Source organism: Amycolatopsis pigmentata (genome assembly GCF_042684065.1).
GTDB classification, from domain to species: domain Bacteria; phylum Actinomycetota; class Actinomycetes; order Mycobacteriales; family Pseudonocardiaceae; genus Amycolatopsis_E; species Amycolatopsis_E pigmentata.
Genome location: NZ_JBHUKR010000021.1, coordinates 684,581 through 708,862 on the forward strand (window position 1 = coordinate 684,581; position 24,282 = coordinate 708,862).

Below are 24,282 nucleotides of genomic sequence, written 5' to 3' on the forward strand. Positions count from 1 at the left end.
GCGGATGCGGCGCGTCCGGCGAGGTTCGTACACTTACCAGCTGTGACGGAAAAGCCCCTTGACTCATCGGCCGAACTGCCGGGCGCGTGGAGCCCGGCCGACGAGGAAGCCGCGATCTACCAGCGCTGGGTAGACGCCGGCTACTTCACGGCGGATGCGGACTCGGACAAGCCTCCGTTCACTATCGTGCTGCCACCACCGAACGTCACCGGCAGCCTCCACATGGGTCACGCGCTCAACCACACACTGATGGACCTGATGACCCGGCGCCGCCGGATGCAGGGCTACGAGGTGCTGTGGCTGCCGGGCATGGACCACGCCGGGATCGCGACGCAGAACGTCGTCGAGCGGGACCTGGCCGCCGAAGGCCTCTCGCGGCACGACCTCGGGCGCGAGCGGTTCGTCGAGCGGGTCTGGGCGTGGAAGGCCGAGTACGGCGGCCGGATTCTCGCGCAGATGCGCAGGCTCGGTGACGGCGTCGACTGGTCCCGCGAGCGGTTCACCATGGACGAGAGCCTCTCCCGCGCCGTCCAGACCATGTTCAAGCGGTTGTACGACGACGGCCTGATCTACCGGGCCGAGCGCATCATCAACTGGTGTCCCCGCTGCCACACCGCGCTGTCCGACATCGAGGTCGAGCACTCCGAGGACGAGGGCGAGCTGATCTCGATCCGGTACGGCGACGGGGAGAACTCCATCGTCGTCGCCACCACCCGTGCCGAGACGATGCTCGGGGACACGGCCGTGGCGGTGCACCCGGACGACGAGCGCTACCGGCATCTGGTCGGCACCGAGGTCGAGCTGCCGCTCACCGGGCGCAGGATCCCGATCGTGGCCGACGAGCACGTCGACCCCGAGTTCGGCACCGGCGCGGTCAAGGTGACCCCGGCGCACGACCCGAACGACTTCGAGATCGGCAGGCGGCACAACCTGCCCATGCCGTCGATCATGGACGAGCGCGCGGTGATCACCGTGCCCGGCCCGTTCGAGGGGCTGGACCGGTTCGAAGCGCGGCCCGCGGTCGTGGCCGCGCTGCGCGAGCAGGGCCGCATCGTCGCCGAGAAGCGGCCGTACCTGCACGCGGTCGGGCACTGCTCACGGTGTGACACCGTGGTCGAGCCCCGCCTGTCGCTGCAGTGGTGGGTCAAGGTCGAGCCGCTGGCGCGCGCAGCCGGGGACGCGGTGCGCGACGGCCGGACCCGGATTCACCCGCCGGAGCTGGCCAAGCGCTACTTCGACTGGGTCGACAACATGCACGACTGGACGATCTCGCGCCAGTTGTGGTGGGGCCACCGGATCCCGGTCTGGTACGGGCCGGACGGGCAGATGGTCTGCGTCGGGCCGGACGAACAGCCTCCGTCCGGTGAGGGCTGGACCCAGGATCCCGACGTGCTGGACACCTGGTTCTCCTCGGGGTTGTGGCCGTTCTCCACGCTCGGCTGGCCAGAGTCCACAAAGGACCTCAAGCGGTTCTATCCGACCAGTGTGCTGTCCACCGGCTACGACATCCTGTTCTTCTGGGTGGCCCGGATGATGATGATGGGCTTGGTCGCGATGGACGGCGTCCAGCCCTTCGACCACGTCTACCTGCACGGTCTCATCCGTGACGCGCACGGCAAGAAGATGTCGAAGTCCCGTGGCAACGTGATCGACCCGCTGGAGTGGATGGACCGCTACGGTGCCGACGCCACCCGCTTCACGCTGGCGCGTGGCGCCAACCCCGGCGCCGACATGGCGCTGGCCGAGGAGTGGGCCGCGGGATCGCGCAACTTCGGCACCAAACTGTGGAATGCCACCCGGTTCGCACTCATGAACGGCGCGACGGTGGCCACGGCAGTGCCGCCCGCGGCGGAGCTGACCGAGGCCGACCGCTGGATTCTCGGCAGGCTGGCCCGGGTCGTGTCCGAAGTCGACGGACTCTTGGACGACTACCAGTTCGCCAAGGCGGTCGACCTGCTCTACCACTTCACCTGGGACGAGTTGTGCGACTGGTACCTGGAACTGGCGAAGGTCCAGTTCGCGGGTGAGCACGCCGAGGGCACCCGTGCGGTGCTCGGGCACGTGCTCGACGTCGTGCTCCGGTTGCTGCACCCGGTGATCCCGTTCGTCACCGAGCGGTTGTGGAAAGCGCTTACCGGCGGTGAGTCGATCGTCATCGCGTCGTGGCCGACGGCGGACGAGTCCTTTGCCGACGCGACGGCGGACAAGCGCATCGGTGACGTGCAGAAGCTGGTCACCGAGATCCGGCGGTTCCGCTCGGACCAGGGCCTCAAGCCGGGCCAGCGCGTCGCCGCACAGCTGTCCGGCGCGGGTTTCGCCGGGGTCGACGGGCACGAGGGTGCGATCTTCTCGCTCGCCCGGTTGACCGAGGCCGCCGACGGGTTCACCGCGAGCGCGGCGATCGACGTGTCCCTCTCCGAGGGCGTGGCGCACGTGGCGCTCGACCTGTCCGGCGCGGTGGACGTCGCCGCCGAGCGTAAGCGGTTGGAGAAGGATCTCGCGGTCGCGCAAAAGGAGTTGAAGCAGACCGAGGGGAAGCTCGGCAACGAAAGTTTCCTCGCCAAGGCACCGGCCGACGTGGTCGAGAAGATCCGGTCCCGTCGTGAGGTCGCGGCGGCCGACATCGACCGCATCACCGCCCGCCTGGACACGCTCGGAGTTTCTCCGTCCTGAACCGCGTGGTCCTCGCTAGGATCGCCGTCCGTGCGCAAGGTATCCGAAGCATGGTCGGCCATCGACGAGTGGCTCGAACGGCGCGTACCAGCGAGCGACCCGGCTCGCCACGCTCCCGCCACGCGGGCGGGAATAGCCGCCGCGGAGCAGGCGCTGGGCCTGAAGTTCCCGGCGGATCTCGTGGAGTCGTTGCTGTGCCACGACGGGCAGCCGAGGTATTGCGGTGATTTCCCCGGCTACCCGCTGTTGCCGTTGGAAGACATCGTCTCCACCCGGCAGATGCTGATGGAGGTCGCGGCCTCGGTGGACGAGGACGACGAAGGCATCGGCCGGGACGATGCCGACGACTGGTGGTGGCACGAGCAATGGCTGCCGATCGCCGACCTCGACGGCAGTGTCCAGCTTCTCGACTGCCGTCCAGGGCCGGGATACGGTCGTCTCGGTTCTCGGCCGAAGGACGACGTGGCGCATTTCGGTCCAGGGTGGGGCTGGCCGGATTTCGCCACCTATCTCGACGCGGTCGCGACAGCCATGACCCAGGGCGGCGACTTCGACGGCATGGTGCCGCACCTGACCGACGAGGGAGAACTCCGCTGGGCGTACCCCGACGAAGATCCTGAACTGACTCTCGTGCCGCGCTGACCGCCTGGCCCGGCGAGTGAGTCCGGTCAGGCGGCTTCGGTCGCCTTTTCGGCCACCCGCTTTTCGTTCCGGCGGCGGACGAAGCGTTTGTGGGTGTTCGGAATGACCAGGAGCAACAGGCTGTACGAGTAGACATCGGGCACGAAGACGGCCAGGAGAAGAGCGAGCAACAGGATCGCACCGGTCACCGCGGACCCGATCACGTCCTGGCGGGACACCGCACCGGGTTCCGTCGCCAGTTCCGGATCGCGGTAGACCATGAACTCCATCGCGGCGAGACAGATTTCGCTGGCCAGTACCACCGCTATGTAGAAGCCGACGGCGAACCGGTCACCGTTGAACACGGCCGTCATTTCGGTTTGAAACGGCAGGACCACGATGAACAGCAGCCACACCATGTTCCACCGGATCAGCCACCGGCTGTGCGTACCGACTTTCTCGAACAGTTGGTGGTGGGACAGCCACAGCCGCGCTATCACGACGAAACTGAGCAAGAAACTGTAGATCTGCCATTTGTGGTCGGCGATCAGTTCCGGCGCGGACAGATTTTCCTTGGCCCCTTCGGCGACCAGATCCGTCAAGGGGAGTACGAGGAGGGTGATCGCGATGGCCACGACCGCGTCCGTGAAGGCAACGAGCCGGCTCGGCGACTTTTTTGTTCGCACGGCTGGATTAAACACCATCCGGCCGTGCCCGCGCCTCTCGTCGCCCCCAGCGAAAACGGGACTTCGATACACGTCTAGTTCGCGCAGGCACCGATCAGCGCGGCGAGTTCGGGCCGCCGGGCATCCGCACGGATGGCGAGGAATGTCCGCATTCTCGGGGTCGGATTCCTGAGCGGGCGGAAGACCACTCCCGGGACGGTGAGCTGGCTCGCGTACGGGGCGTAGAGGACCGTCCACGTCGGTTTTCCGAAACCGACGGCGGCCAGGGTGTCCCGTGCGGTGGGGAATTCCTTGCCGAAGACGGGTTCGAAGCCCGCGCGCCGGCAGCTTTCCACGACCAGGTCGTACAGCGTCGGGTTACGGGCCCGGCCGGCCAGCCGCAGCGGGAGCCCGGCCAGTTCGGCGAAGTCGACCACTTCGGCGGCGGCGAGCGGGTGTGTGGCGGGAAGGGCCGCCAGAACCTCGTCCTCCCAGGCGGGCACGAAGCGCAGCCCGGTGCGTGCCCACTCGCCCCGGACCAGGGCCGCGTCGAGCTCCCCCGAGCGCACCCGCCGCAGGCGCTGCTCGGCCGGGGCGTCCACCAGTTCCAGGCCGACCTCCGGGGCCCGCCGGGCGAACTCGCCCAGCACGCGGTCGAGGTGATCGCCGAGACCGTCGCTGGTGCCGAGGCGGACCGTCGCCGCTTGTTCGGCCCGGAACCCGACGATCGCCTCCCGGGCCTGTTCCTCGGCCTCCAGCACGGCGCGGGCGTGCGGCAGGAAGCGTTGCCCGGCCTCGGTCAGCCGGACGCTGCGGGTCGTGCGGTCGAGCAGCGCCACGCCCAGTTCGCGTTCGAGCCGGCGCAGTTGCTGGCTCACCGCGGGCTGGACGATGTGCAGCCGTTCGGCGGCGCGGCCGAAATGTAGTTCCTCGGCCACGGTGAGGAAGTACCGCAGTTGCCGTAGCTCCATCGTGCAATCACCAACCCGCAATCATTGTACGAGTGAACGATTATTGGTCGTACCACCCGTCGCGAGATCGGCGATACCCCGATCAGCCCAGGAACCGGCCGATCGCGTCCGCGACACCGCGCATCCCGGCGAAGAACGGGTGGTACGCGGCGGCCGCGAGGGGGTTGTTGTACTGACCGTTGATCCATGGTGACGCGGAGCACGCGTCGTGCCCGAGCGACGGCCCGAAGGTGTCCACATAGGACGACCCGGTGTCCTGGGCGGCACCTGAGACGGCGTCGTTGAGCGCTTCCTCCACGCTGGTCAGCCAGGCGTAGTCACCATCGGCGAAAGGCAGGATGTCCGGACAGGTCCCTGACGGGGGCGCGATCCGCGGATAGCCGATGGCCAGCACCTTCGCCTGCGGAGCCCGCGCGTGGATCGCGGTCAGCACCGACGCGATGTTGCCGCGCGTCCGCGCGAGCGCGGCCTTGATCGTGTCGACCCCGTCGACGGTGAAATGCCGCTGGCACGGATTTCCGGTGGGGTCGGAGTCGCGGAGGCCGGGGCAGGTCCCGACGAGCGTGCCGAACACGCCGTAGTCGTTGCCGCCGATACCAAGAGTGACCAGGTCGGTGCCGGAGCCGACGGCGTCGAGCTGCGGTGGGTTCTGCCCGAGCGGCACGTCCTGCGGACTCGTCATGTCGGAGGTGTCGGCGCCGCTGCAGCTCACGTCGGTGAAGGACTGGACCCCCAGGCGGAGCGCCAGCTGCGCGGGATAGTCGGAAGTGGAACGGACGCAGCCCACGGGGTCGAGCCGGAGCAGGGGGATGAGGGGCCCCGCGGTGTAGGAGTCACCCAGCGAAACGTAATGGCGGAAGTGGCGCGTGGCCGCTGACGCGGTGAGGCCCGGTACCAAGGCGGCGAGCGCGACTACGGCGACAATGACGAGTCTTCGCATCCCCTCTTCCTAGCCGTTCGGCGGCCCCGGCACTGCCGCCGTTCGGGTGCTTCCGCTGCGCCGACGGCGGGGAAACCCGTGGCGTCGAGATCCGGTGACGCCATTCCGGCAGTCCGGGTACGGCGTCACCCCATGCGTTGTCACGAGACGCGTTCGTCCTTTGTGGACGATCCGGAGGTGGTCCGGACCGGTCAGCGATACGCGGACTGACCCGTGAGCACCTGGCCGAGAACGAGGGTGTGGATTTCTTCGGTGCCCTCGTAGGTGAGCACCGATTCCAGGTTGTTGGCATGCCGGATGACCGGATACTCGAGACTGATCCCGTTCGCGGCGAGAATCGTGCGGGCCGAGCGGGCGATGTCGATCGCCGCGCGCACATTGTTGAGCTTGCCGAAACTGACCAGTTCGGGCGGCAGGCCCTCGCCGTCCTTGCGGCGGCCGAGATGCAGGGCGAGCAGCAGGCCCTTGTTCAACTCGAGCGCCATCGAGACCAGTTTCTGCTGGGTCAGCTGGAAACCGCCGATCGGCCGGCCGAACTGCTCACGGGTCGTGGCGTAGTCCAAAGCCGTCTCGAAACACGAGCGGGCGGCGCCCAGCGCGCCCCAAAGGATTCCGTAGCGCGCTTCGGCAAGGCAGGACAGCGGACCACGCAGTCCGGTGACCCCGGGCAGCACCGCGTCCTCGGGCAGGCGGACGTCGTCGAGCACGAGTTCGGCGGTCGCGGACATGCGCAGGGACATCTTGTGCGTGATCTCCCGCGCGGTGAAACCCGGCGTGCCGGTAGGCACGAGGAACCCGCGGATGCCCTCCTCGGCGCGCGCCCACACCACCGCGACATCGGCGAAGGTGCCGTTGGTGATCCACATCTTGGTGCCGTTGAGCACCCAGTCCGAACCGTCCCGCCGTGCCGTGGTGCGCATGGCGGCGGGGTCGGACCCGCGATCCGGTTCGGTGAGACCGAAACAACCGATCTTCTCGCCGCGCGCCATGGCGGGGAGCCAGCGCTGTTTCTGTTCCTCGGAGCCGTACTTCCAGATCGGGAACATCGCCAGTGAACCCTGCACCGACACGAAGCTGCGCAACCCGCTGTCGCCGGCTTCGAGTTCCAGGCAGGCCAGGCCGTAGGCCACCGCGCTCGTCCCCGCGCAGCCATAACCTTCGAGGTGCATGCCCAGCAGGCCGAGGTCGGCCAGCGGCGCGATCAGGTGATGGGGGAATCGCGCTTCTTCGAACCACTCACCGGCGTGCTCGGTGACCTCCTTGCCCACGAAGGCACGGACGGTGTCGGCGATTTCGCGTTCTTCCGCGGTCAACAGGTCACGGACGCCGAGCAGGTCACGAGGATCCGGTGAGTTCACAGTGCGATCCTAAGCCGAGCCTGGATCAGTTTGCTCGCTTCGGGTCCACGCTCGATGGTTTCGCCCAGCCGGCACAGCAAGGCTTCCTGCCGGGCCGGACCGACCAGTTGAGCACCGGCCGGCAGACCGTCGCTCAGTCCGGCGGGAACGGTGAGCGCGGGACGACCGGTGACCGACGCCAGCGCGGTGAGCCGGTAATAGGCCTCCTCGATGGGCATCTCGTGACCGTCGATGTCGACGGTGTCACTTTCGGACGGAGCGGCGGTGACCGGGACGGTCGGCAGCAGGAGCGCGTTCACCTCGCCGAAGGCCTCGTCGACCTCCGCGCGTACGGCCGCCGCCCGGTCCAGGGCTTCGCGATAGTCGTCCTCCGACACCGCACGGCCCGCCCGCAGCATGTCGGCGGCCCGCCCGGCCAGCCCGTCCGGCCGCTCCTGGTAGGCGGTCCACCACTGCCGCGCGGACTCGGCGAGCATGATCGTGTAACCGGCGCCACGGGCCCGGCGACGGGTCACCGGCAGTTCGACGTGGACGATCTTCGCCCCCGCCGCGCGCAGCTCCTCCGCCGCCGCGTCGATCAGACGAGCCACCCCCGAGTCGATCCGGTCGCTCCAGAGACCGTCCGGCAGCCCGATGCGCAGGCCCTCCACCGGTGGAGCCGGTTCGACCGCGCCGCCGAGGATTTCATGGACCCGCAGGCATTCTCGTGCGGTCGCGGCGATGGGTCCCACCGTGTCCATGGACGGCGCCAATGGTGTGATCCCTCGCATCGACACCGTTCCGTGCGTGGGCCGCAAGCCCGCGACGCCACACAGCGCGGCGGGAATCCGGATCGAGCCACCGGTGTCGGTGCCGAGCGCGACCGGCACGCGCCCGGCGGCGACGGCGACGGCCGACCCCCCGCTGGACCCTCCGGCGTCCCGCGCCGGGTCCCACGGGTTGTGGCATCCCGGGGTCCGTACCGACCAGGCGAGTTCCGGCACCCGCGTCCGTCCTGACGCGACGTAGCCCGCGGCGCGGAGCCTCGCCCACACCTCGGCGTCCTCGGTGGCCACGTGGTGCCCGAGCCCGGGGGTGCCATTGCGGACGGTCTGTCCCGCGACGTCGATGAAGTCCTTGACACCGACCGGAATCCCGTCGCCGCCGTGGTAAAGCTCGACGAAGGCGCCGAAAGGGTCGCCGATTCCCCGGGTCATGACGACTCGAGGGGAGCGACCAGCAGCGGGATTCGCCGGAGGTCGGCCAGGGTGCGGGGCAATTCCGCCAGCACACAGATCGCGCGCATGCCGAGCGCTTCCGCCGGTTCCAGGTCGCGGACCACGTGCACGAGGTGGTTCGGATCGTCGTTGGCGAGGTCGCTGATCCACACCGGGCACCCGATCTCGTCCAGGGTGCCCGGTTCGAATCCAGGCGTGGGCATGCGGTTCCCTCTCAGTCGCGACGACATATCAGCAAATAACGCCAGAAGAACAGGGTCCGCACGGTGCGTCCCGGCAGCAGGGACGCCGACTCCCGGCGAACCTGGGGCATGGTCATCTTCCAGTCCGCGACCGGAGGGCCTGGCGCGGGGTCACGCCCACCGTTCAGCCGCTCACCGACTGCCACCGCGATCCGCGCGGCCAAATTCAGCGGCGGGCTCACGATTTCCCACTTCACCAGTTCCGGCACGGACCGCGGCTTCGCGAGGCCGAGAATCACCAGCACGCCGCCGGGTGCGAGTGCCTTCCACAGCGCTGTGACGGTCTCGAACGGCACGTGATGGATCGAGGCGATGGCGGAGATGAAGTCGTAGGTACCCAACGCGGCCCGCGTGACGTCCTCGTGACGATAGGTGATGCGCCCCGGCCCGGGACTGCCCAACGCGCGAGCGACTTCGAGGACGTCTCCAGCCGGGTCCATCGCGTCCACATCGAGCCCGCCGGAGGCCAGCCTCCGCGCGAACAATCCCGTCCCACAACCCACGTCCAGAGCCGTCTTCGCGCCTTCAGGGACCTGGCGCAGCAACAGCGGGTGGTAGTGGTGGTTGTGGTTGAACGGCATGGCGGCCAGGCTGCCATACCCCCGGAACTAGACTCGTCGATGTGGAAGACACCTACCCCGCGGAGTTGTCCGGTGGTGACAACTTCGTGGCCGGACCGCTGCCCGACGACCCTTCGGAAGCGAACCGGGAGCCGGAGATCTCGGACCACGAGGCGCGCCTCGAACTGCTCCGGGTCGAAGCCGAGCTGAACGAGCGGTGGCCGGAGACCCGCATCGAGCCTTCCCTGGACCGGATAGCCGCGCTCGCCACGGTGCTGGGTGACCCGCAGAAGACCTACCCGGTGCTGCACGTGGCCGGTACCAACGGCAAGGGCTCGACGGTCCGCATGATCGACGCGCTGCTGACCCGGATGGGCCTGCGCGTCGGCCGCTACACCAGCCCGCATCTGCAACTGGTCACCGAGCGGATCGCGCTGGACGGCGTGCCGATCCCGATCTCGCGTTATGTCGAGGTCTATCGCGACATCAAGCCGTACGTGGCCATGGTCGACGGGGCGGGCGGGCCGCCGATGAGCAAGTTCGAGGTGCTCACCGGGATGGCGTTCGCCGCGTTCGCGGACGCGCCGGTCGAGGTGGCGGTGCTGGAGACCGGCCTCGGCGGCCGGTGGGACGCGACCAACGTGGCCGACGCGCAGGTCGCCGCGATCGCCCCGGTCGGCATCGACCACGTCGACTACCTGGGCAGTGACATCACCAAGATCGCGGGGGAGAAGGCGGGCATCATCAAGCCGGGCAGCGTCGCGGTCCTCGCGGAGCAGGAGCCCGACGTGCAGCGCGTGCTGCTGGAACGCGCGGTCGAGGTCGACGCCACGGTCGCGCGGGCGGGCAGCGAATTCGGCGTGCTCCGGCGCGAGATCGCGGTCGGCGGGCAGTTACTCAAACTGCAGGGGCTCGGCGGGGTCTACGAGGAGATCTTCCTGCCGCTGCACGGCGTGCACCAGGCGAACAACGCGGCTCTGGCGCTGGCGGCGGTCGAGGCGTTCTTCGGTGCGGGCCAGGACCGTCAGCTGGTCGTCGAAGCAGTCCGTGAGGCCTTCGCCGAACTGGTGCTGCCCGGTCGGCTCGAACGCGTCCGTGCCGCGCCGACCGTCCTGCTCGACGCCGCCCACAACCCGCACGGCGCTCGCGCGCTCGCGGCCACGATCACCGAGGAGTTCGCGTTCCGCCGGCTGGCCGCGGTGGTCGGCGTGATGGCGGACAAGGACGCGCGCGGCATCCTGGAGGCGCTGGAGCCCGCGGTGTCCGACATCGTGGTGACCCGGAACTCGGCGTCGCGGGCGATGCCGCTGGACGAGCTGAACGACCTCGCGATATCGATCTTCGGCGAAGAGCGCGTGTACGCGGAGCCGAGCCTGGACACCGCGGTGGAGACCGCCGTGGCGCTGGTCGAAGAGGCGGACGACCCGGAGGAGCCGCTCGCCGGTGGCGGTGTCCTGGTGACCGGTTCCGTGGTGACCGCGGGCGAGGCCCGCACTCTGTTCGGCAAGGAGCCCGCATGACACCCCTTGTGTCAGCCCGCGGCTGTCAAGGTAACCACAGAGCGCGCCTTTTTTTGCCGGTGCTTTGTGGGGGGCACAGCCCCCCACGCCCCATGCTGCGGGCAAGCCCCCAGACCCCCTCACCGGGGCGGCAGGGCGCCTATCCGCCTGACGTGACGTGTAACGGCTGGGAGCGCCCTGTCGACACGATCGCGGTGGCGCGCAAGGCCGCGGAGGAACGAGCATGACCGACGACGGTGTCCAGCCGGGTCCGGATGTCGCGCGGGAGCGGGACGACTCCGGCGCCCGGACGGCCGTGCGCCCGCCCGCGAAGGACCCGATGAAGTCGTTCCGCGGGGTCATGGCCGGCGCGTTGATCCTGGAGGCGATCACGGTGGGCCTCGCGGTCCCGGTGGTGGCCCGGCTCGGCGGGGGAGTGGGGACGGCGGGCGGCTGGGTCGTGATCGCGGTGGCGGTCGCGCTCGTGGTGTGCTGCGGTTTCCTGCGGCGGACGTGGATCGTCCCGGTGATCCTGGCACTGCAACTGGCGTTGATCGCCCTGGTCGTCACGTTGCCCGCGGTCACCGTTATCGGGGTGGTGTTCCTCGCGTTCTGGCTGTGGGCACTGTGGCTGCGGCGGGACGTGGCGCGCCGCATGGCCGCCGGCCTTCTGCCCAGCCAGCAGGATCCGGACCGGACCGGCCACGACGGCCCCGCGTGAGGCGTCCCGGCCAGGGCTCCGCCCATGCCTCCGGTTAGGCTTCGCTCACCTTTATCGTCGTGAATTCGTCATTCAAGGAGACACATCGTCGTGAGTGAGCGCACTCTGGTTCTGGTCAAGCCCGATGGCGTCAAGCGCGGGCTCGTCGGCGAGGTCATTTCGCGGATCGAGAGCAAGGGCCTGACCCTGGCCGCGCTGGAGCTGCGGACGGTCGAGCGTTCGGTGGCCGAGGAACACTACGCCGAGCACAAGGAGAAGTCGTTCTTCGGCGAACTCCTCGAGTTCATCACCTCCGGCCCGGTCGTGGCGATGGCGGTCGAAGGCCCCCGGGCGATCACCGCGTTCCGTCAGCTCGCCGGTGGCACCGATCCGGTGGAGAAGGCCACTCCCGGCACCATCCGCGGCGACTTCGCCCTGGAGACCCAGTACAACCTGGTGCACGGCTCGGACTCGCCCGAGTCGGCCGAACGCGAGCTGAAGCTCTGGTTCCCCGACCTGTGATGCCGCGGGCGGCTCGCCGGTGCCCGCCACGGGACCGGCGATCCGCGCCGCGTGTGGGGTCCGGATAGGACAACCGAGCGAAAACTCGATCGATTTTTGTCGGTGCCTCGCCCTACGGTGCATGGTGTGCACGAAGAATCGCCTTTGGTGGAGGCCAAGGCACTGGTGAAGCGCTTCGGCGACTTCGACGCCGTGCGGGGGATCGACCTCGAGGTCCGGCGCGGCGAGGCGTTCGGCTTTCTCGGCCCGAACGGCGCGGGCAAGTCCTCGACGATGCGCATGATCGCCAGCGTGTCGCCACGTTCCGAGGGCGAACTGCGGGTGCTCGGCATGGACCCGAGCGTGCACGGGCCGCACATCCGGGCCCGGCTCGGTGTCGTACCGCAACAAGACAACCTCGACGTCGAGTTGACGGTCCGGCAGAACCTGCAGGTGTACGCCCGCTATTTCGGCCTCTCGCGAGCCACCGCACGCGCCAAGGCCACCGAACTGCTCGATTTCGCCCAGCTCTCCGACCGCGCGGACGCCGAGGTCGAGCCGCTCTCGGGTGGCATGAAGCGGCGGCTCACCATCGCGCGCTCCCTGGTCAACGACCCTGAGCTGCTGCTGCTCGACGAGCCGACCACCGGGCTCGACCCTCAGGCGCGGCATCTGTTGTGGGACAGGCTGTTCCGTCTCAAGGCCCAGGGCGTGACCCTGATCATTACCACGCACTACATGGACGAAGCCGAGCAGCTGTGCGACAGGCTGGTCGTCATGGACGGCGGCCGGATCGTGGCGGAGGGTTCGCCCGCCGGCCTGATCGCCCGTTACTGCACCCGCGAGGTGCTCGAACTCCGTTTCGCCCCAGGGGAACCGGTGCCGGAGGTCGCCGATCTCGCCGACCGGGTGGAGGTTCTGCCGGACCGGATCCTGCTCTACACGGCCGAAGGCGAGGCCGCGCTCGAGGCCGCCCACGGGCGGGGCGTCCGCCCGCTGTCCAGCCTGGTCCGGCGGGGCACGCTGGAGGACGTGTTCCTCCACCTCACCGGACGGACGCTGGTGGACTGATGACGACGCGATCGGCCGGCCGGGTGGTGGGGTCGTGGCACGCGGCCTGGCTCCGGTTCGAAGGCAGGTGGTCCTGGTATCGCCGGTACTGGCGCTCCAACCTCTACTCCAGTGGGCTCCAGCCGCTGTTGTTCCTGGCGGCCATGGGGCTGGGCTTCGGCTCCCAGGTGAGCGCGGGACCGGCGACCGGCGGGGTGTCCTACCTCCAGTACATCGCGCCCACCCTGCTGGTCGCCACGGCCATGCAGAACGCCGTCGGCGAGTCGACTTATCCCGTGCTGTCCGGATTCAAATGGCAGAAGGACTATCTCGCCGTGACCGCGACACCGGTCACCCCGGGCCAGGTGCTGGGCGGTCATTTGCTCTGGGTCTCGGTGCGGCTCCTGCTCTCCAGCGTGGTCTACGCGCTGGTCGCGCTCCTCTTCGGCGCCTGGATCAACGCGGGTGCCGCGGCGGTGGTGCCGATCGGCGTGTTCACCGGCCTGGCCTGCGCCGCGCCGGTCACCGCGCTGGCCGCGACCACCTACGACCAGGGCAGCCGGTTCAACGCCGTGTTCCGGTTCGTGGTCATGCCGATGACGCTGTTCGCCGGCACGTTCTTCCCGATCACCCAGATTCCCGTGGCGCTGCGGTGGCTGGCGTGGATCTCCCCGCTGTGGCACGGGAACGAACTGGCCCGCGGCGTCACGCTCGGCGGTCTCGGGCCGTGGGCCGCGCTGGGTCATCTGGCGTTCCTCGCGGCGGTGCTCGCGGTGGGAGCCGTGCTCGCCCACAAGTACTTCTACCGCCGGCTGGTGATTTGACGTGACGGAACTGTCCGCCCGGCCGGTGAGTCCGCTGCTGCGGATCCTTCCTCCCGGCCTGTACGCGGGCCGCGCGAGCAAGCTCGTGGAACGGTCCCTGCTGGCCTACGCCCGAGCCTGGTTCGTCTTCGTGTCCGGTGTCTTCGAGCCGTTGTTCTACCTCGTGGCGTTCCGCATCGGATTCGGCAGGCTGGTCGGCGAGGTCGCCGGTCCGGGCGGGCAGCCGATGAGCTACGTCGCGTTCGTCGCGCCCGCGCTGCTGGCCTCGTCGGCGATGAACGGCGCGGTGTTCGACTCGACGTTCAACGTGTTCTTCAGGCTCCGCTACACCAAGCTCTACGACGCGATGCTGGCCACCCCGGTCGGCCCGCTGGATATCGCGCTGGGCGAAATCTCCTGGGCCGTACTGCGTGGCGCGCTCTACGCGCTGGCGTTCTTCGGTGTGATGCTGGCGATGGGCCTGGTGTTCTCGCCGTGGGCGCTCCTGCTGGTCCCCGTCGCGATCCTGGTCGCGTTCACCTTCGCCGCGATCGGCATGGCGTGCGCGACCTTCCTGAAATCGACCTCCCAGTTCGACTTCATCCAGCTCGCCGTAGTGCCGATGTTCTTGTTCTCCACCACGTTCTACCCGCTGTCGGTCTACCCGCCGGCGCTCCAGATCGTGGTGCGGATCAGCCCGCTCTATCACGCCGTGGAGCTGACGCGGGACCTGTCCGTGGGCGTGGTCGGCTTCGGCCTGCTCGGTCACCTCGCGTACCTGATCGCCCTCGCGGCCCTTGGTCTCTACGGCGCATACCGCAGGCTCGCCCGCATGCTGCTGAAGTGATCAACGCAAAGTGACCGGTCCGGGACTCTGGGACACCGACGGCCTCCGGGGAAGCCGATCGGCGGGACTTCGCCCGGGAGTGCCTGGTACCGAGTAGGCCGCGGTGCGCGTGCCATGTGGGATACTCGAATTGGCCGCCACGCCCTCAAGGCGCCGGTGGCCCGGTGACATGCCGGAAGAGCACCAGGTCGTCGCCGCTCAGGGCGGGCGGCTCGACGACGTGGGACGTGGCTTGGGAAGTCGCGAGCCCGTCCGGCACGCCATCGAGCGGACCTGCCGTCGGCGGGCCGCCGGGTCAGCCCGGCGTCGTCGTGGTGAGAGAGGCACAGGATTCCCGCCGTCGGTGACCACCACGGCGGAACAGACGAAACAGAAGGGGCCCCTGCGCGGCCGCGTCCTTCCGGTGGGTAAGCCGGTAGACGCGCCCGGGGGCGGAGGAGATGTATGTCGAACTTTGACACGCCCGCCGACAGCACCGGCGGGAGTATCGCCACATCCACGGCAGGGAGCACGCTGGGCGAACTACCGCCCCGCGTCCGGGTGCACGCGCTGGCGAAGCTGCTCGGCCTGAACAGCCGGGACATCATGGCCAAACTGACCGAACTCGGGGAGCCCGTCCGCAGCGCGCAGTCCAGCGTGCCCCGCGACACCGCCGTCCGGGTCGCCGAGGCACTGACCGGGCAGGCCGTCACGCCCGAGCCGGAACCCGAGCCTGAGCCGGAGCCGCAGAAGCACCCTGAAGCCACGCCCGCTCCGATGGCCCACGCCCCGGTCTTCGCCGCGCCATCGCCGTTGTTCCTGCCGCCCGAGCCGCAGCCCGCCCCCCGGCGCGAGCCTGCTCCCCGGCGCGAGCCCGCCGCCCGGCGTGAGCCCGTCGTCGAGGAGCCTGAGAGCCCCGAGCCGGAACCGCTGGACAAGGACTCCGGAGACGAGGACGAAAACGGCAACCGCCGGCGGCGTCGTCGTGGTCGCCGCGGTCGTGGGCGTGGCAAGGGTGGCGACGAGACACCGGTCGGCGAGACCGAGGAGCAGACCGAGACCGCGACGAAGGCCGAGGCCGAAGAGCCGGCCGAGTCCGACGGTGACACCGCCGGAGAACCCGAAGAAACCGACGAGTCCGACAGCGTCAGCCGTCGCCGCCGCAGGCGCCGTCGTCGGAAGAGTGCCGACGAGGATGTGACCGAGTCCACCGACGACCCGCCGAACACGGTGGTGCACGTCCGGGAGACCAAGGCCGAACCGGACAAGAACGGCAAGTCCGACGGCGTCCGCAGCGTGCGTGGCTCGACCCGGCTCGAAGCCAAGCGGCAGCGGCGGCGTGACGGCCGCGAGGCGGGGCGGCGGCGCGCGCCGATCCTGTCCGAGGCGGAGTTCCTGGCCCGCCGCGAGTCGGTCGAGCGGACGATGGTGGTCTCCGAGCGAGGCGAAAACACCCAGATCGGCGTGCTCGAGGACGGTGTCCTCGTCGAGCACTTCGTGACCTCGTCGGGCAGCGGGTCGATCGTCGGCAACGTCTACCTGGGCCGTGTCCAGAACGTGCTGCCCTCGATGGAGGCCGCGTTCGTCGACATCGGCCGCGGCCGCAACGCGGTGCTCTACGCAGGTGAAGTGGACTGGGACGCCGCCGGGCTGGAAGGCAAGTCCCGCAAGATCGAGCAGGCCCTTTCGACCGGTGACAACGTCCTGGTGCAGGTCACCAAGGACCCGGTCGGCCACAAGGGCGCGCGCCTGACCACGCAGATCTCCCTGCCCGGCCGGTTCCTGGTCTACGTCCCGGCCGGAGGCGCCACCGGGATCTCCCGCAAGCTGCCGGAGAACGAGCGTCGCCGGCTCAAGGACATCCTCAAGCGGATCGTGCCCGAGGACGCCGGTGTGATCATCCGGACCGCGTCGGAGGGAATCAGCGAGGAGGAACTCGAGCGTGACGTCCGGCGGCTGAAGGCCCAATGGGAGGTCATCAAGGAGAAGGCCGACAGCGCGAGCGGCAAGAAATCCGGCGCGCCGGTCATGCTCTACGAGGAGCCGGACCTCCTGGTGAAGGTCGTCCGGGATCTGTTCACCGAAGACTTCGTCAAGCTCGAGGTGCAGGGCGACGAAGCCTGGGACACCATCAACGGCTACGTCCAGCACGTCGCGCCCGATCTCACCGAGCGCCTCAAGCGCTACGTCGGAACCGGCGACGTGTTCGCCGACTACCGGATCGACGAGCAGATCACCAAGGCGCTCGACCGCAAGGTGTGGCTGCCTTCCGGTGGCTACCTGGTCATCGACCGCACCGAGGCGATGACGGTGATCGACGTCAACACCGGCAAGTTCACCGGCTCCGGCGGCAACCTCGAGGAGACGGTGACCCGCAACAACCTGGAGTCGGCCGAGGAGATCGTGCGCCAGCTACGGTTGCGTGACATCGGCGGCATCATCGTGATCGACTTCATCGACATGGTGCTGGAGTCGAACCGCGATCTGGTGCTGCGGCGGCTCACCGAGTGCCTCGGCCGTGACCGGACCCGGCACCAGGTCGCCGAGGTGACCTCGCTGGGCCTGGTGCAGATGACCCGTAAGAAGGTCGGGACCGGCCTGCTGGAGGCGTTTTCCACCACCTGCGAACACTGCAAGGGCCGTGGCGTGGTCGTCTCCACCGAACTGCCCCGCGCCAACGGAGGCGGCAACGGGGCCAACGGTGGCCACCAGCACGGCTCGCGGCGTTCCCGTGGCCGGAGCAAGGTCGAGGAGCCCGCACCCGAGGCCCGCGCCGACGCCGCCGGACCGACGCCGGAACAACGGGAGTCGGTCGTCACGGCGGTTCAGGCGATCGCGAACGCGGCCAAGCTGGCGTCCTCCGGCAAGGACCAGCCCAAGGACGATCAGGACAGCGACCGTCCCGACGACACCACGCAGAACGACCGATCGCCGGAAGCCGAGACGGAGAGCGGTCGGCTGCCGGAAGCCGAGGGCGAACCGGCCACCGAATCGCCCGTGGACACCGAGCCTGCGCCGGCTCAAGCCGAGGTGACCACCTTGGAACAGGCCGAGGTGACCACCTTGGAACAGGCCGAGGTGACCACCTTGGAACAGGCCGAGGTGACCACCTTGGAACAGGCCGAGGTGACCACCTCGGAACAGACCGAGGTGACACCGGAGGAGGCCGGCACGGCACAGACGCTCTCCTCGCCTGTCGCCCCGACGTCAGCCTCCGAGGGTGAGCCGGTCACCGAGCCTGCACCGGTCGCTGAGGCCGTATCGCCTTCCGAGTCCGAGACGGCCGAGCCGGAGCCGGTTGCCGAGGTCGGTTCCACCCCCGAGCCCGAGCAGACTGCCGCGCCCGAGCAGACTGCTGAGCCCGAGCAGAGTGTTGAAGCCGAGCCGAGTGTTGAGGCTGAGCAGAGTGTTGAGGCTGAGCAGGCTGCTGAGCCCGAGCACGTTGCTGCGACCGGACAGGCCGCTGAGACCGAGCAGGCCGTCGGCGCCGAGCCGGTTGCCGAGGACCACCGGCCGGTCGACGAGGGCGCGTCGAATGGCGCGGCCAGGACCGCTCTGTGGTCCCCGCAACCGGAGACCTCCGGCGAGGCCGAGGCGGCGTCCGTCACAGAGCCGGTCACGGAGCCGGTCACGGAACCCGTCACTGAGTCCGCGCCGGAGCAGGAAGCGGCCGAAGAAGCGCCGCAGGCGGACACCGAGACGTCCGAGTCGCAGCCGAGTGCCGAGCCGTATCCCGTTGGCGAGTCCCAGCCGGCCGCACAGCCACAGCCTTGGACCGCGGAACCGCAGCGTCCGGAGGCCGAGTCGCCCTCGACGGCTGAGGAAGACACGGCTGAGGAAAACGCCGAGACGCATCACGAGGCGCAAGCCACGGAGCCTTCGGAAGACGACTCAGAGACTGACCAGGCTTCCTCGGGCCGTGTCTCGCACCGTCGCCCCCGACGTGTGGCTTCGCGTCCCGCGGGCCCGCCGGTGCACGTGTCCGACCAGACCTAGATCGGGTTAGGCCACCCCGGCCTCATCGAGGGCCGGGGTGGCATATAAGCTTCACTATGGCCCGCCGCGCGTGGGCCATATGGCGCGACCCAAGGACCGTCACAGCGCGGGCCGGGCGCGAGCCCCCACCCATAGTCGAGTAAGCAGGAGACTTCCGTGTCGGCGTACGCGATCGTCAAGACCGGCGGCAAGCAATACAAGGTGGCCGTCGGCGACGTCGTCGAGGTCGAGAAGCTCGAGGGCGAGCCGGGCACCGAGCACACCTTCCCCGCCGTGCTGTTCGTCGACGGCGACGAGGTCACCACGAACGCCGACGCGCTGGCGAAGGTCTCGGTCACCGGCAAGGTCGTCGAGCAGACCAAGGGCCCCAAGATCCGCATCCACAAGTTCAAGAACAAGACCGGCTACCACAAGCGGCAGGGCCACCGGCAGCGGCTGACCCGTGTCGAGGTCACCGGGATCAGCAAGTAAAGGAGCTGAGCAATGGCACACAAGAAGGGTGCATCCAGCTCCCGTAACGGCCGCGACTCCAACCCTCAGTACCTGGGTGTCAAGCGGTACGGGGGGCAGGTCGTCAAGGCGGGCGAGATCCTCATCCGCCAGCGTGGCACCAAGTTCCACCCCGGCGTGAACGTCGGCCGCGGTGGCGACGACACCCTGTTCGCGCTCGCCGCGGGCGCGGTCGAGTTCGGCACCAAGCGTGGCCGCAAGACGGTCAACATCGTCCCGGCCGAGGTCTGACCGGGCACACGCGAGACCCTTGACGAGGGGTGGGCCGGAACACACATCCGGTTCCACCCCTCGTTGGTTTTTCAGGTCCTTCGGCAGATGACCGATCGGACCAGAGGAGAGAGGCAGACATGGCGTCCCGTTTCGTTGACCGCGCGGTGATCCAGGTGGCCGCCGGTGACGGCGGGAACGGATGCGCGTCGGTGCACCGCGAGAAGTTCAAGCCACTCGGCGGTCCCGACGGTGGCAACGGCGGCAACGGCGGCGACGTCCTGCTTGTCGTCGACCCGAACGTGCACACGCTTCTCGACTTCCATTTCCGCCCGCATGCGAGTGCCGGAAACGGTAAGCAGGGGCAGGGCGGCAACCGCGCGGGCGCGGCCGGTGATTCCCTCGAACTGAAGGTGCCCGACGGCACCGTCGTCCTCTCCGAGGACGGTGAAGTGCTGGCCGACCTGATCGGTGCCGGCACCACGTTCGTCGCCGCACAAGGCGGCCGTGGCGGCCTCGGCAACGCCGCGCTCGCGTCGAAAGCCCGGAAGGCACCCGGCTTCGCCTTGCTCGGCGAGGCCGGCGAGGTTCGCTCGCTGGTGCTCGAGCTTCGCTCGGTCGCCGATGTCGGCCTGGTCGGATTCCCCTCGGCGGGCAAGTCGTCGCTGATCTCGGTGCTGTCCGCGGCCAAACCGAAGATCGCCGACTATCCGTTCACCACGCTGGTGCCGAACCTCGGTGTCGTCACGGGGGGAGAGACCGTCTTCACCATGGCCGATGTCCCCGGCCTGATTCCGGGCGCCAGCGAGGGCCGTGGCCTGGGACTCGACTTCCTCCGGCATATCGAACGGTGTGCGGTGCTGGTGCACGTCGTCGACTGCGCCACCTACGAACCGGGCCGGGATCCAGTGTCCGATGTGGACGCTCTGGAGACCGAGCTGGCCCGCTACACCCCAGGGCTCGGTGGCGATCTGGCCGGTCGCCCGCGGGTGGTCGTGTTGAACAAGATCGACGTTCCCGAGGCGGCCGAACTGGCGGAGCTGGTCAAGCCCGACTTCGAGGCGCGGGGGCTGCCGGTCTTCGAGGTGTCCACGGCATCCCGGAAAGGGCTCCGCGAACTGACTTTCGCGCTGGCCGGCATCGTCGAGGAGTACCGCGCCGCGCAGCCCACTCCCGAAGCCGAGCGGATCGTGCTCCGGCCCCAGGCTGTCGGCGACACCGGTTTCACGGTCGAGCCCGATCCGGACGAGCCCGGCGGGTTCATCGTCCGTGGTGCCCGTCCCCAGCGCTGGGTCCGGCAGACCAACTTCGGCAACGACGAGGCAGTCGGATACCTCGCCGACCGGCTCAACCGGCTGGGCGTCGAGGAAGCGCTCGCCCGCCAGGGCGCGGAGCCCGGCTGCCCGGTGACGATCGACGGCGTCACGTTCGACTGGGAGCCCTCCACCCCGGGAGTCGCGACGTACTTCGCCGGCCGCGGCACGGATGTCCGGCTCGAGGAGCATGGCCGGGTCACGGCCGCGCAGCGTAAGGAGGCCCGCCGTGTGCGGCGGGACGGCGTTCCCGAAGCCGAACTGGACGAAGACAGTTGAGCGTGACCAGGAAGGCCGTCGCGGACGCGGAGCGGCTGGTGGTCAAGGTCGGATCTTCGGCGCTCACCACCGCGGGCGACGGGCTCGACGTCGGCAGGCTGAACGCGCTTGTCGATGCCGTCGCGGGGCGGATCGGGCGCGGTAGCCAGCTGGTGCTGGTGTCGTCCGGGGCGATCGGCGCCGGCCTCGCGCCGCTCGCTCTCGGTAAACGTCCGCGTGACCTCGCCACCCAGCAGGCCGCCGCGAGTGTCGGCCAGCTGGCCCTGGCGCACGCCTACGCCGAATCCTTCGGCCGCTACTCGCTGACCGTCGGACAGGTGTTGCTGACCTCCGATGACGTTGTCCGCCGTTCGCACTACCGCAACGCGCAGCGGACGTTCTCGCGGTTGCTGTCGCTCGGCGCGGTGCCGGTCGTCAACGAGAACGACACGGTCGCCACCGAAGAGATCCGCTTCGGCGACAACGACCGGCTGGCCGCGCTCGTCGCGCATCTCGTCGGCGCCGACGCACTGGTCCTTTTGTCCGATGTGGACGGACTCTACGACGGTGATCCGCGTGACGGCGCGACCCGTATGGTCTCCGAGGTCGCGAACGAGTCCGATGTGGACGGTATCGCGGTCGGGATGTCCAGTTCCGGTCTGGGAACCGGCGGCATGGTCTCCAAGCTCGCCGCGGCCAGGACGGCGGCCGCGGCGGGTATTCCCGTGCTGCTCGCCGCCGCCGCCCAGGCCTCTCGCGCGTTGACCGCGGCCGACGTCGGCACGGCGTTCGCCGCCGCGGGGTCTCGCCTGTCCGCCCGCCGGTTCTGGCTCGGGTACGCGGCGGGGCCCACCGGCCGCCTTCACCTCGACGCAGGCGCCGTGGCCGCGGTCGTGCGGAGCAGGCGTTCGCTGCTCGCCGCCGGGATCGTCGGTGTGGACGGCGATTTCCAGGCCGGGGACGTGGTCGAACTGGTCGGCCCGGAGCACCGGGTGGTCGCCCGCGGCGTGGTCGCGTTCGACGCCACCGAATTGCCCGAGCTCATCGGCCGTTCCAGCCACGAACTTCCGCCCGAACAGCGTCGCGAGGTCGTCCACGCCGACGATCTGGTTCCGCTGCGCTGACCGGGGACCGTGGCCGCGCCGGCCCCGGAGGACGGCGTCGAGGCGCACTCGGACGATCGGGGAGAGGCCTGTCTTCATCACTTCGTCCTCAGTTCGTGCTGGCCAGCGAGAAGGGCAGGACCGCGGGAGCGCCGGCCCGCCGGAGCAGCCGCGCCGCCACGGTCATCGTCCAGCCGGTGTCGACCAGATCGTCCACCAGCAGGACCGGTCCATCCACAGTGGACAGATTGGCGGCGAGATCGTCCGGCAGGTCGAATCGCCGCCACAGGTCGGCGACGCGCTGCGCACTGTTGGCCTTGCGTGGCCTGTAGTCCTGGGCGCTGAGTGTGCCGAGGAAGCGCAGCCGGCCGACCTGTGCGAGACGGGTGGCCAGGCTTTGCGTGAGCCGGGGGCGGGTACCGGAGGGCAGCGCCACCACACCCACCGGGCGCCGTGCCCAGTCCCACGCGGCGAGCACCGACACGCACGCGGCGAAAACGGGCTCCGGTACCTCACCGTCCTTCGCGTCGAGTCCGGTGAGTTCCCGCAGTTTGGTACCCCACCCCATGTCGGTGAGCCGGCCGAGGGCCCGTCCGGGCTCGGCCTGCTCGGCGGCCGCGATCCGGCCGGAGAGCGGGACATCCAGTACGCCAAGCCCGGACGGCCACTGGCGCCGGGGCGCCAGCTCGTGCCCAGGGCGCCGGAGCCGCCGCGCGGTCTCCTCCACCAGCCCGTCCGCGATCGCTGCCGGGCGGCGCTCTCCGGTGCAGTTGTCACACCGTCCGCAGGGCGCCGCCCCGGGGTCGTCGAGTTCGCGCCGGAGGAATTCCATGCGGCATCCCGTCGTGGACTGGTAGCCGAGCATGGCGGCCTGCTCGGCCTGGCGCGCCTCGTTGACCCGGGCATAGCGCTGCCGGTCGTAGTGCCAGTCCTGGCCGGTGGCCTCCCAGCCGCCGCGGACACGCCGCACCGCACCGTCCACGTCCAGCACCTTGAGCACCATGTCCAGCCGCGATCGGGACAGTTCCACCATCGGCTCCAGCGCGACTGTCGACAATGGACGGCCAGCCCGCGCGAGGGCGTCGAGCACCTGGCTCACCCGCTGCTCGTCGGGGAAGGCGAGCGAACCGAAATAACGCCATATCTCACGGTCTTCCTCGCCGGGCAACAGGATCACCTCGGCCCTGACCACCCCGCGCCCGGCGCGGCCGATCTGCTGGTAATAGGCGATCGGCGACGACGGCGCGCCGAGATGCACGACGAAACCGAGGTCCGGCTTGTCGAATCCCATGCCCAGTGCCGAAGTGGCGACGAGCGCCTTGACCCGGTTCGCCAGCAGATCCTCTTCCGCCGCCTCACGTTCGGCCGGTTCCGTCTTGCCGGTGTAGGCGGTGACCTCGTGACCGTGCTCGCGAAGCAGGCCGGCCACGTCGTGCGCCGCCGCGACCGTCAGCGTGTAGATGATCCCCGAGCCGGGCAGCTCTCCCAGCCGCTCGGCCAGCCAGGCGATCCGTGCCTCGGTGGTGGGCACGCGGACCACCGAGAGGCAGAGACTTTCCCGGTCGAGCGGGCCGCGCAGCACCAGCGTGTCTCCCGCGTCGCCCATGCCGAGCTGCTCGGCCACGTCGGTGACGACCCGGTCGTTCGCGGTGGCGGTGGTGGCGAGCACGGGGACACCCGTGGGGAGACTCGCGATCAGCGTGCGCAGGCGCCGGTAATCCGGCCGGAAGTCGTGACCCCAGTCGGACACGCAGTGCGCCTCGTCGACCACGAGTAAGCCGGCCGTCGCGGTCAGCTTCGGGAGCACGCCGTCGCGGAAATCGGGGTTGTTGAGCCGTTCCGGGCTCACCAGCAGGACGTCGGCCGCCCCGGTCGCGATCTTTTCCGAAACCTCGTCCCACTCCTGTGGGTTGGCCGAGTTCATGGTCGTGGCGTGGATGCCGGCGCGGGCGGCGGCCGTGATCTGGTTGCGCATCAGGGCCAGCAGCGGTGAAACGATCACGGTCGGTCCGGCACCGCGCTCCCTCAGCAGTGCGGTGGCCAGGAAGTACACCGCGGACTTGCCCCACCCGGTGCGCTGGACGACAAGGGCGCGGCGACGCTGCGCGACGAGTGCCGCGATCGCGGTCCACTGATCGTCACGCAGGACGGCGGTCTCGCCGGCCAGTGCGCGGAGCACGGTCTCGGCACGTTCACGGAGCAGGTGAAGGTCCACGGGAACACCTTTACCGCACGGCGCCGACGATTTCGCGACGAGCACCGTGCG

At 69.5% G+C, this 24,282-nt stretch carries 20 protein-coding genes and 1 pseudogene; 13 read left to right on the plus strand and 8 right to left on the minus strand.

Annotated features, from left to right (window positions below; translation table 11 throughout):
• Window positions 1-42: 42 nt before the first annotated feature.
• Both ACFSXZ_RS34490 and ACFSXZ_RS34495 read left to right on the plus strand, forming a co-directional pair.
• Window positions 43-2,673, plus strand: coding sequence for a valine--tRNA ligase (locus ACFSXZ_RS34490; RefSeq protein ID WP_378270015.1), 2,631 nt, complete (start codon window positions 43-45; stop codon window positions 2,671-2,673).
• 30 nt (window positions 2,674-2,703) lie between these two features.
• Window positions 2,704-3,315, plus strand: coding sequence for an SMI1/KNR4 family protein (locus tag ACFSXZ_RS34495; RefSeq protein ID WP_378270016.1), 612 nt, complete (start codon window positions 2,704-2,706; stop codon window positions 3,313-3,315).
• Window positions 3,316-3,341: 26 nt separating this feature from the next.
• Here ACFSXZ_RS34495 and ACFSXZ_RS34500 read toward each other — a convergent pair whose 3' ends face one another.
• The 7 genes from ACFSXZ_RS34500 to ACFSXZ_RS34530 all read right to left on the minus strand — a co-directional run bounded on the left by ACFSXZ_RS34500 (window position 3,342) and on the right by ACFSXZ_RS34530 (window position 9,268).
• A complete protein-coding gene (locus ACFSXZ_RS34500; RefSeq protein WP_378270018.1) occupies window positions 3,342-3,980 on the minus strand; it encodes a TMEM175 family protein in 639 nt (212 codons plus the stop codon).
• Between the two features lie 74 nt (window positions 3,981-4,054).
• A complete protein-coding gene (locus ACFSXZ_RS34505) occupies window positions 4,055-4,930 on the minus strand; it encodes a LysR family transcriptional regulator (RefSeq protein WP_378270019.1) in 876 nt (291 codons plus the stop codon).
• An 82-nt stretch (window positions 4,931-5,012) separates the two neighbouring features.
• Window positions 5,013-5,870: an SGNH/GDSL hydrolase family protein gene (locus ACFSXZ_RS34510; RefSeq protein ID WP_378270020.1), complete on the minus strand. Its 858-nt coding sequence runs from the start codon at window positions 5,868-5,870 to the stop codon at window positions 5,013-5,015.
• A gap of 191 nt (window positions 5,871-6,061) precedes the next feature.
• Window positions 6,062-7,228, minus strand: coding sequence for an acyl-CoA dehydrogenase family protein (locus tag ACFSXZ_RS34515; protein ID WP_378270021.1), 1,167 nt, complete (start codon window positions 7,226-7,228; stop codon window positions 6,062-6,064).
• Window positions 7,225-8,424, minus strand: a complete 1,200-nt coding sequence (locus tag ACFSXZ_RS34520) for an amidase (RefSeq protein WP_378270023.1) — start codon at window positions 8,422-8,424, stop codon at window positions 7,225-7,227. Before ACFSXZ_RS34520 ends, ACFSXZ_RS34515 begins: the two co-directional genes overlap by 4 nt.
• Window positions 8,421-8,648 carry a hypothetical protein gene (locus ACFSXZ_RS34525; protein WP_378270025.1) on the minus strand — a complete coding sequence of 76 codons (228 nt, stop codon included), beginning with the start codon at window positions 8,646-8,648 and terminating at the stop codon, window positions 8,421-8,423. Before ACFSXZ_RS34525 ends, ACFSXZ_RS34520 begins: the two co-directional genes overlap by 4 nt.
• Window positions 8,649-8,659: 11 nt before the next feature.
• Window positions 8,660-9,268, minus strand: a complete 609-nt coding sequence (locus ACFSXZ_RS34530) for a class I SAM-dependent methyltransferase (RefSeq protein WP_378270027.1) — start codon at window positions 9,266-9,268, stop codon at window positions 8,660-8,662.
• 41 nt (window positions 9,269-9,309) lie between these two features.
• Here ACFSXZ_RS34530 and folC point away from each other — a divergent pair, with 41 nt between their 5' ends.
• The 11 genes and pseudogenes from folC to proB all read left to right on the plus strand — a co-directional run bounded on the left by folC (window position 9,310) and on the right by proB (window position 22,037).
• Window positions 9,310-10,767, plus strand: a complete 1,458-nt coding sequence (gene folC, locus ACFSXZ_RS34535) for a bifunctional tetrahydrofolate synthase/dihydrofolate synthase (RefSeq protein ID WP_378270029.1) — start codon at window positions 9,310-9,312, stop codon at window positions 10,765-10,767.
• A 319-nt stretch (window positions 10,768-11,086) separates the two neighbouring features.
• Entirely contained in the window at window positions 11,087-11,467 is a 381-nt protein-coding gene (locus tag ACFSXZ_RS34540; protein ID WP_378270099.1) for a DUF4233 domain-containing protein, read from the plus strand.
• A gap of 90 nt (window positions 11,468-11,557) precedes the next feature.
• Window positions 11,558-11,968, plus strand: a complete 411-nt coding sequence (ndk, locus tag ACFSXZ_RS34545; RefSeq protein WP_378270030.1) for a nucleoside-diphosphate kinase — start codon at window positions 11,558-11,560, stop codon at window positions 11,966-11,968.
• 117 nt (window positions 11,969-12,085) lie between these two features.
• Complete coding sequence (locus ACFSXZ_RS34550) at window positions 12,086-13,018, plus strand: ABC transporter ATP-binding protein (protein WP_378270101.1); 933 nt, start codon at window positions 12,086-12,088, stop codon at window positions 13,016-13,018.
• Window positions 13,018-13,821, plus strand: coding sequence for an ABC transporter permease (locus tag ACFSXZ_RS34555; protein WP_378270032.1), 804 nt, complete (start codon window positions 13,018-13,020; stop codon window positions 13,819-13,821). Before ACFSXZ_RS34550 ends, ACFSXZ_RS34555 begins: the two co-directional genes overlap by 1 nt.
• Before the next feature lies 1 nt (window position 13,822).
• Complete coding sequence (locus tag ACFSXZ_RS34560) at window positions 13,823-14,647, plus strand: ABC transporter permease (RefSeq protein ID WP_378270033.1); 825 nt, start codon at window positions 13,823-13,825, stop codon at window positions 14,645-14,647.
• A gap of 444 nt (window positions 14,648-15,091) precedes the next feature.
• Window positions 15,092-17,758 (plus strand): annotated as a pseudogene (locus ACFSXZ_RS34565) (translation initiation factor IF-2 N-terminal domain-containing protein); the annotation flags it as partial.
• A gap of 1,020 nt (window positions 17,759-18,778) precedes the next feature.
• The gene (gene rplU / locus ACFSXZ_RS34570; RefSeq protein ID WP_378270035.1) at window positions 18,779-19,093 is read left to right on the plus strand and encodes a 50S ribosomal protein L21; all 315 of its coding nucleotides are present in this window, start codon (window positions 18,779-18,781) and stop codon (window positions 19,091-19,093) included.
• 12 nt (window positions 19,094-19,105) lie between these two features.
• Window positions 19,106-19,363, plus strand: a complete 258-nt coding sequence (gene rpmA / locus ACFSXZ_RS34575) for a 50S ribosomal protein L27 (protein WP_378270037.1) — start codon at window positions 19,106-19,108, stop codon at window positions 19,361-19,363.
• 119 nt (window positions 19,364-19,482) lie between these two features.
• Window positions 19,483-20,934, plus strand: coding sequence for a GTPase ObgE (gene obgE, locus ACFSXZ_RS34580; RefSeq protein WP_378270038.1), 1,452 nt, complete (start codon window positions 19,483-19,485; stop codon window positions 20,932-20,934).
• Window positions 20,931-22,037: a glutamate 5-kinase gene (gene proB / locus ACFSXZ_RS34585; RefSeq protein WP_378270039.1), complete on the plus strand. Its 1,107-nt coding sequence runs from the start codon at window positions 20,931-20,933 to the stop codon at window positions 22,035-22,037. Before obgE ends, proB begins: the two co-directional genes overlap by 4 nt.
• Before the next feature lie 88 nt (window positions 22,038-22,125).
• Here proB and ACFSXZ_RS34590 read toward each other — a convergent pair whose 3' ends face one another.
• Window positions 22,126-24,231 (minus strand): RecQ family ATP-dependent DNA helicase, encoded by a 2,106-nt coding sequence (locus ACFSXZ_RS34590; protein WP_378270041.1) that lies wholly within the window; start codon window positions 24,229-24,231, stop codon window positions 22,126-22,128.
• Window positions 24,232-24,282: the final 51 nt, after the last annotated feature.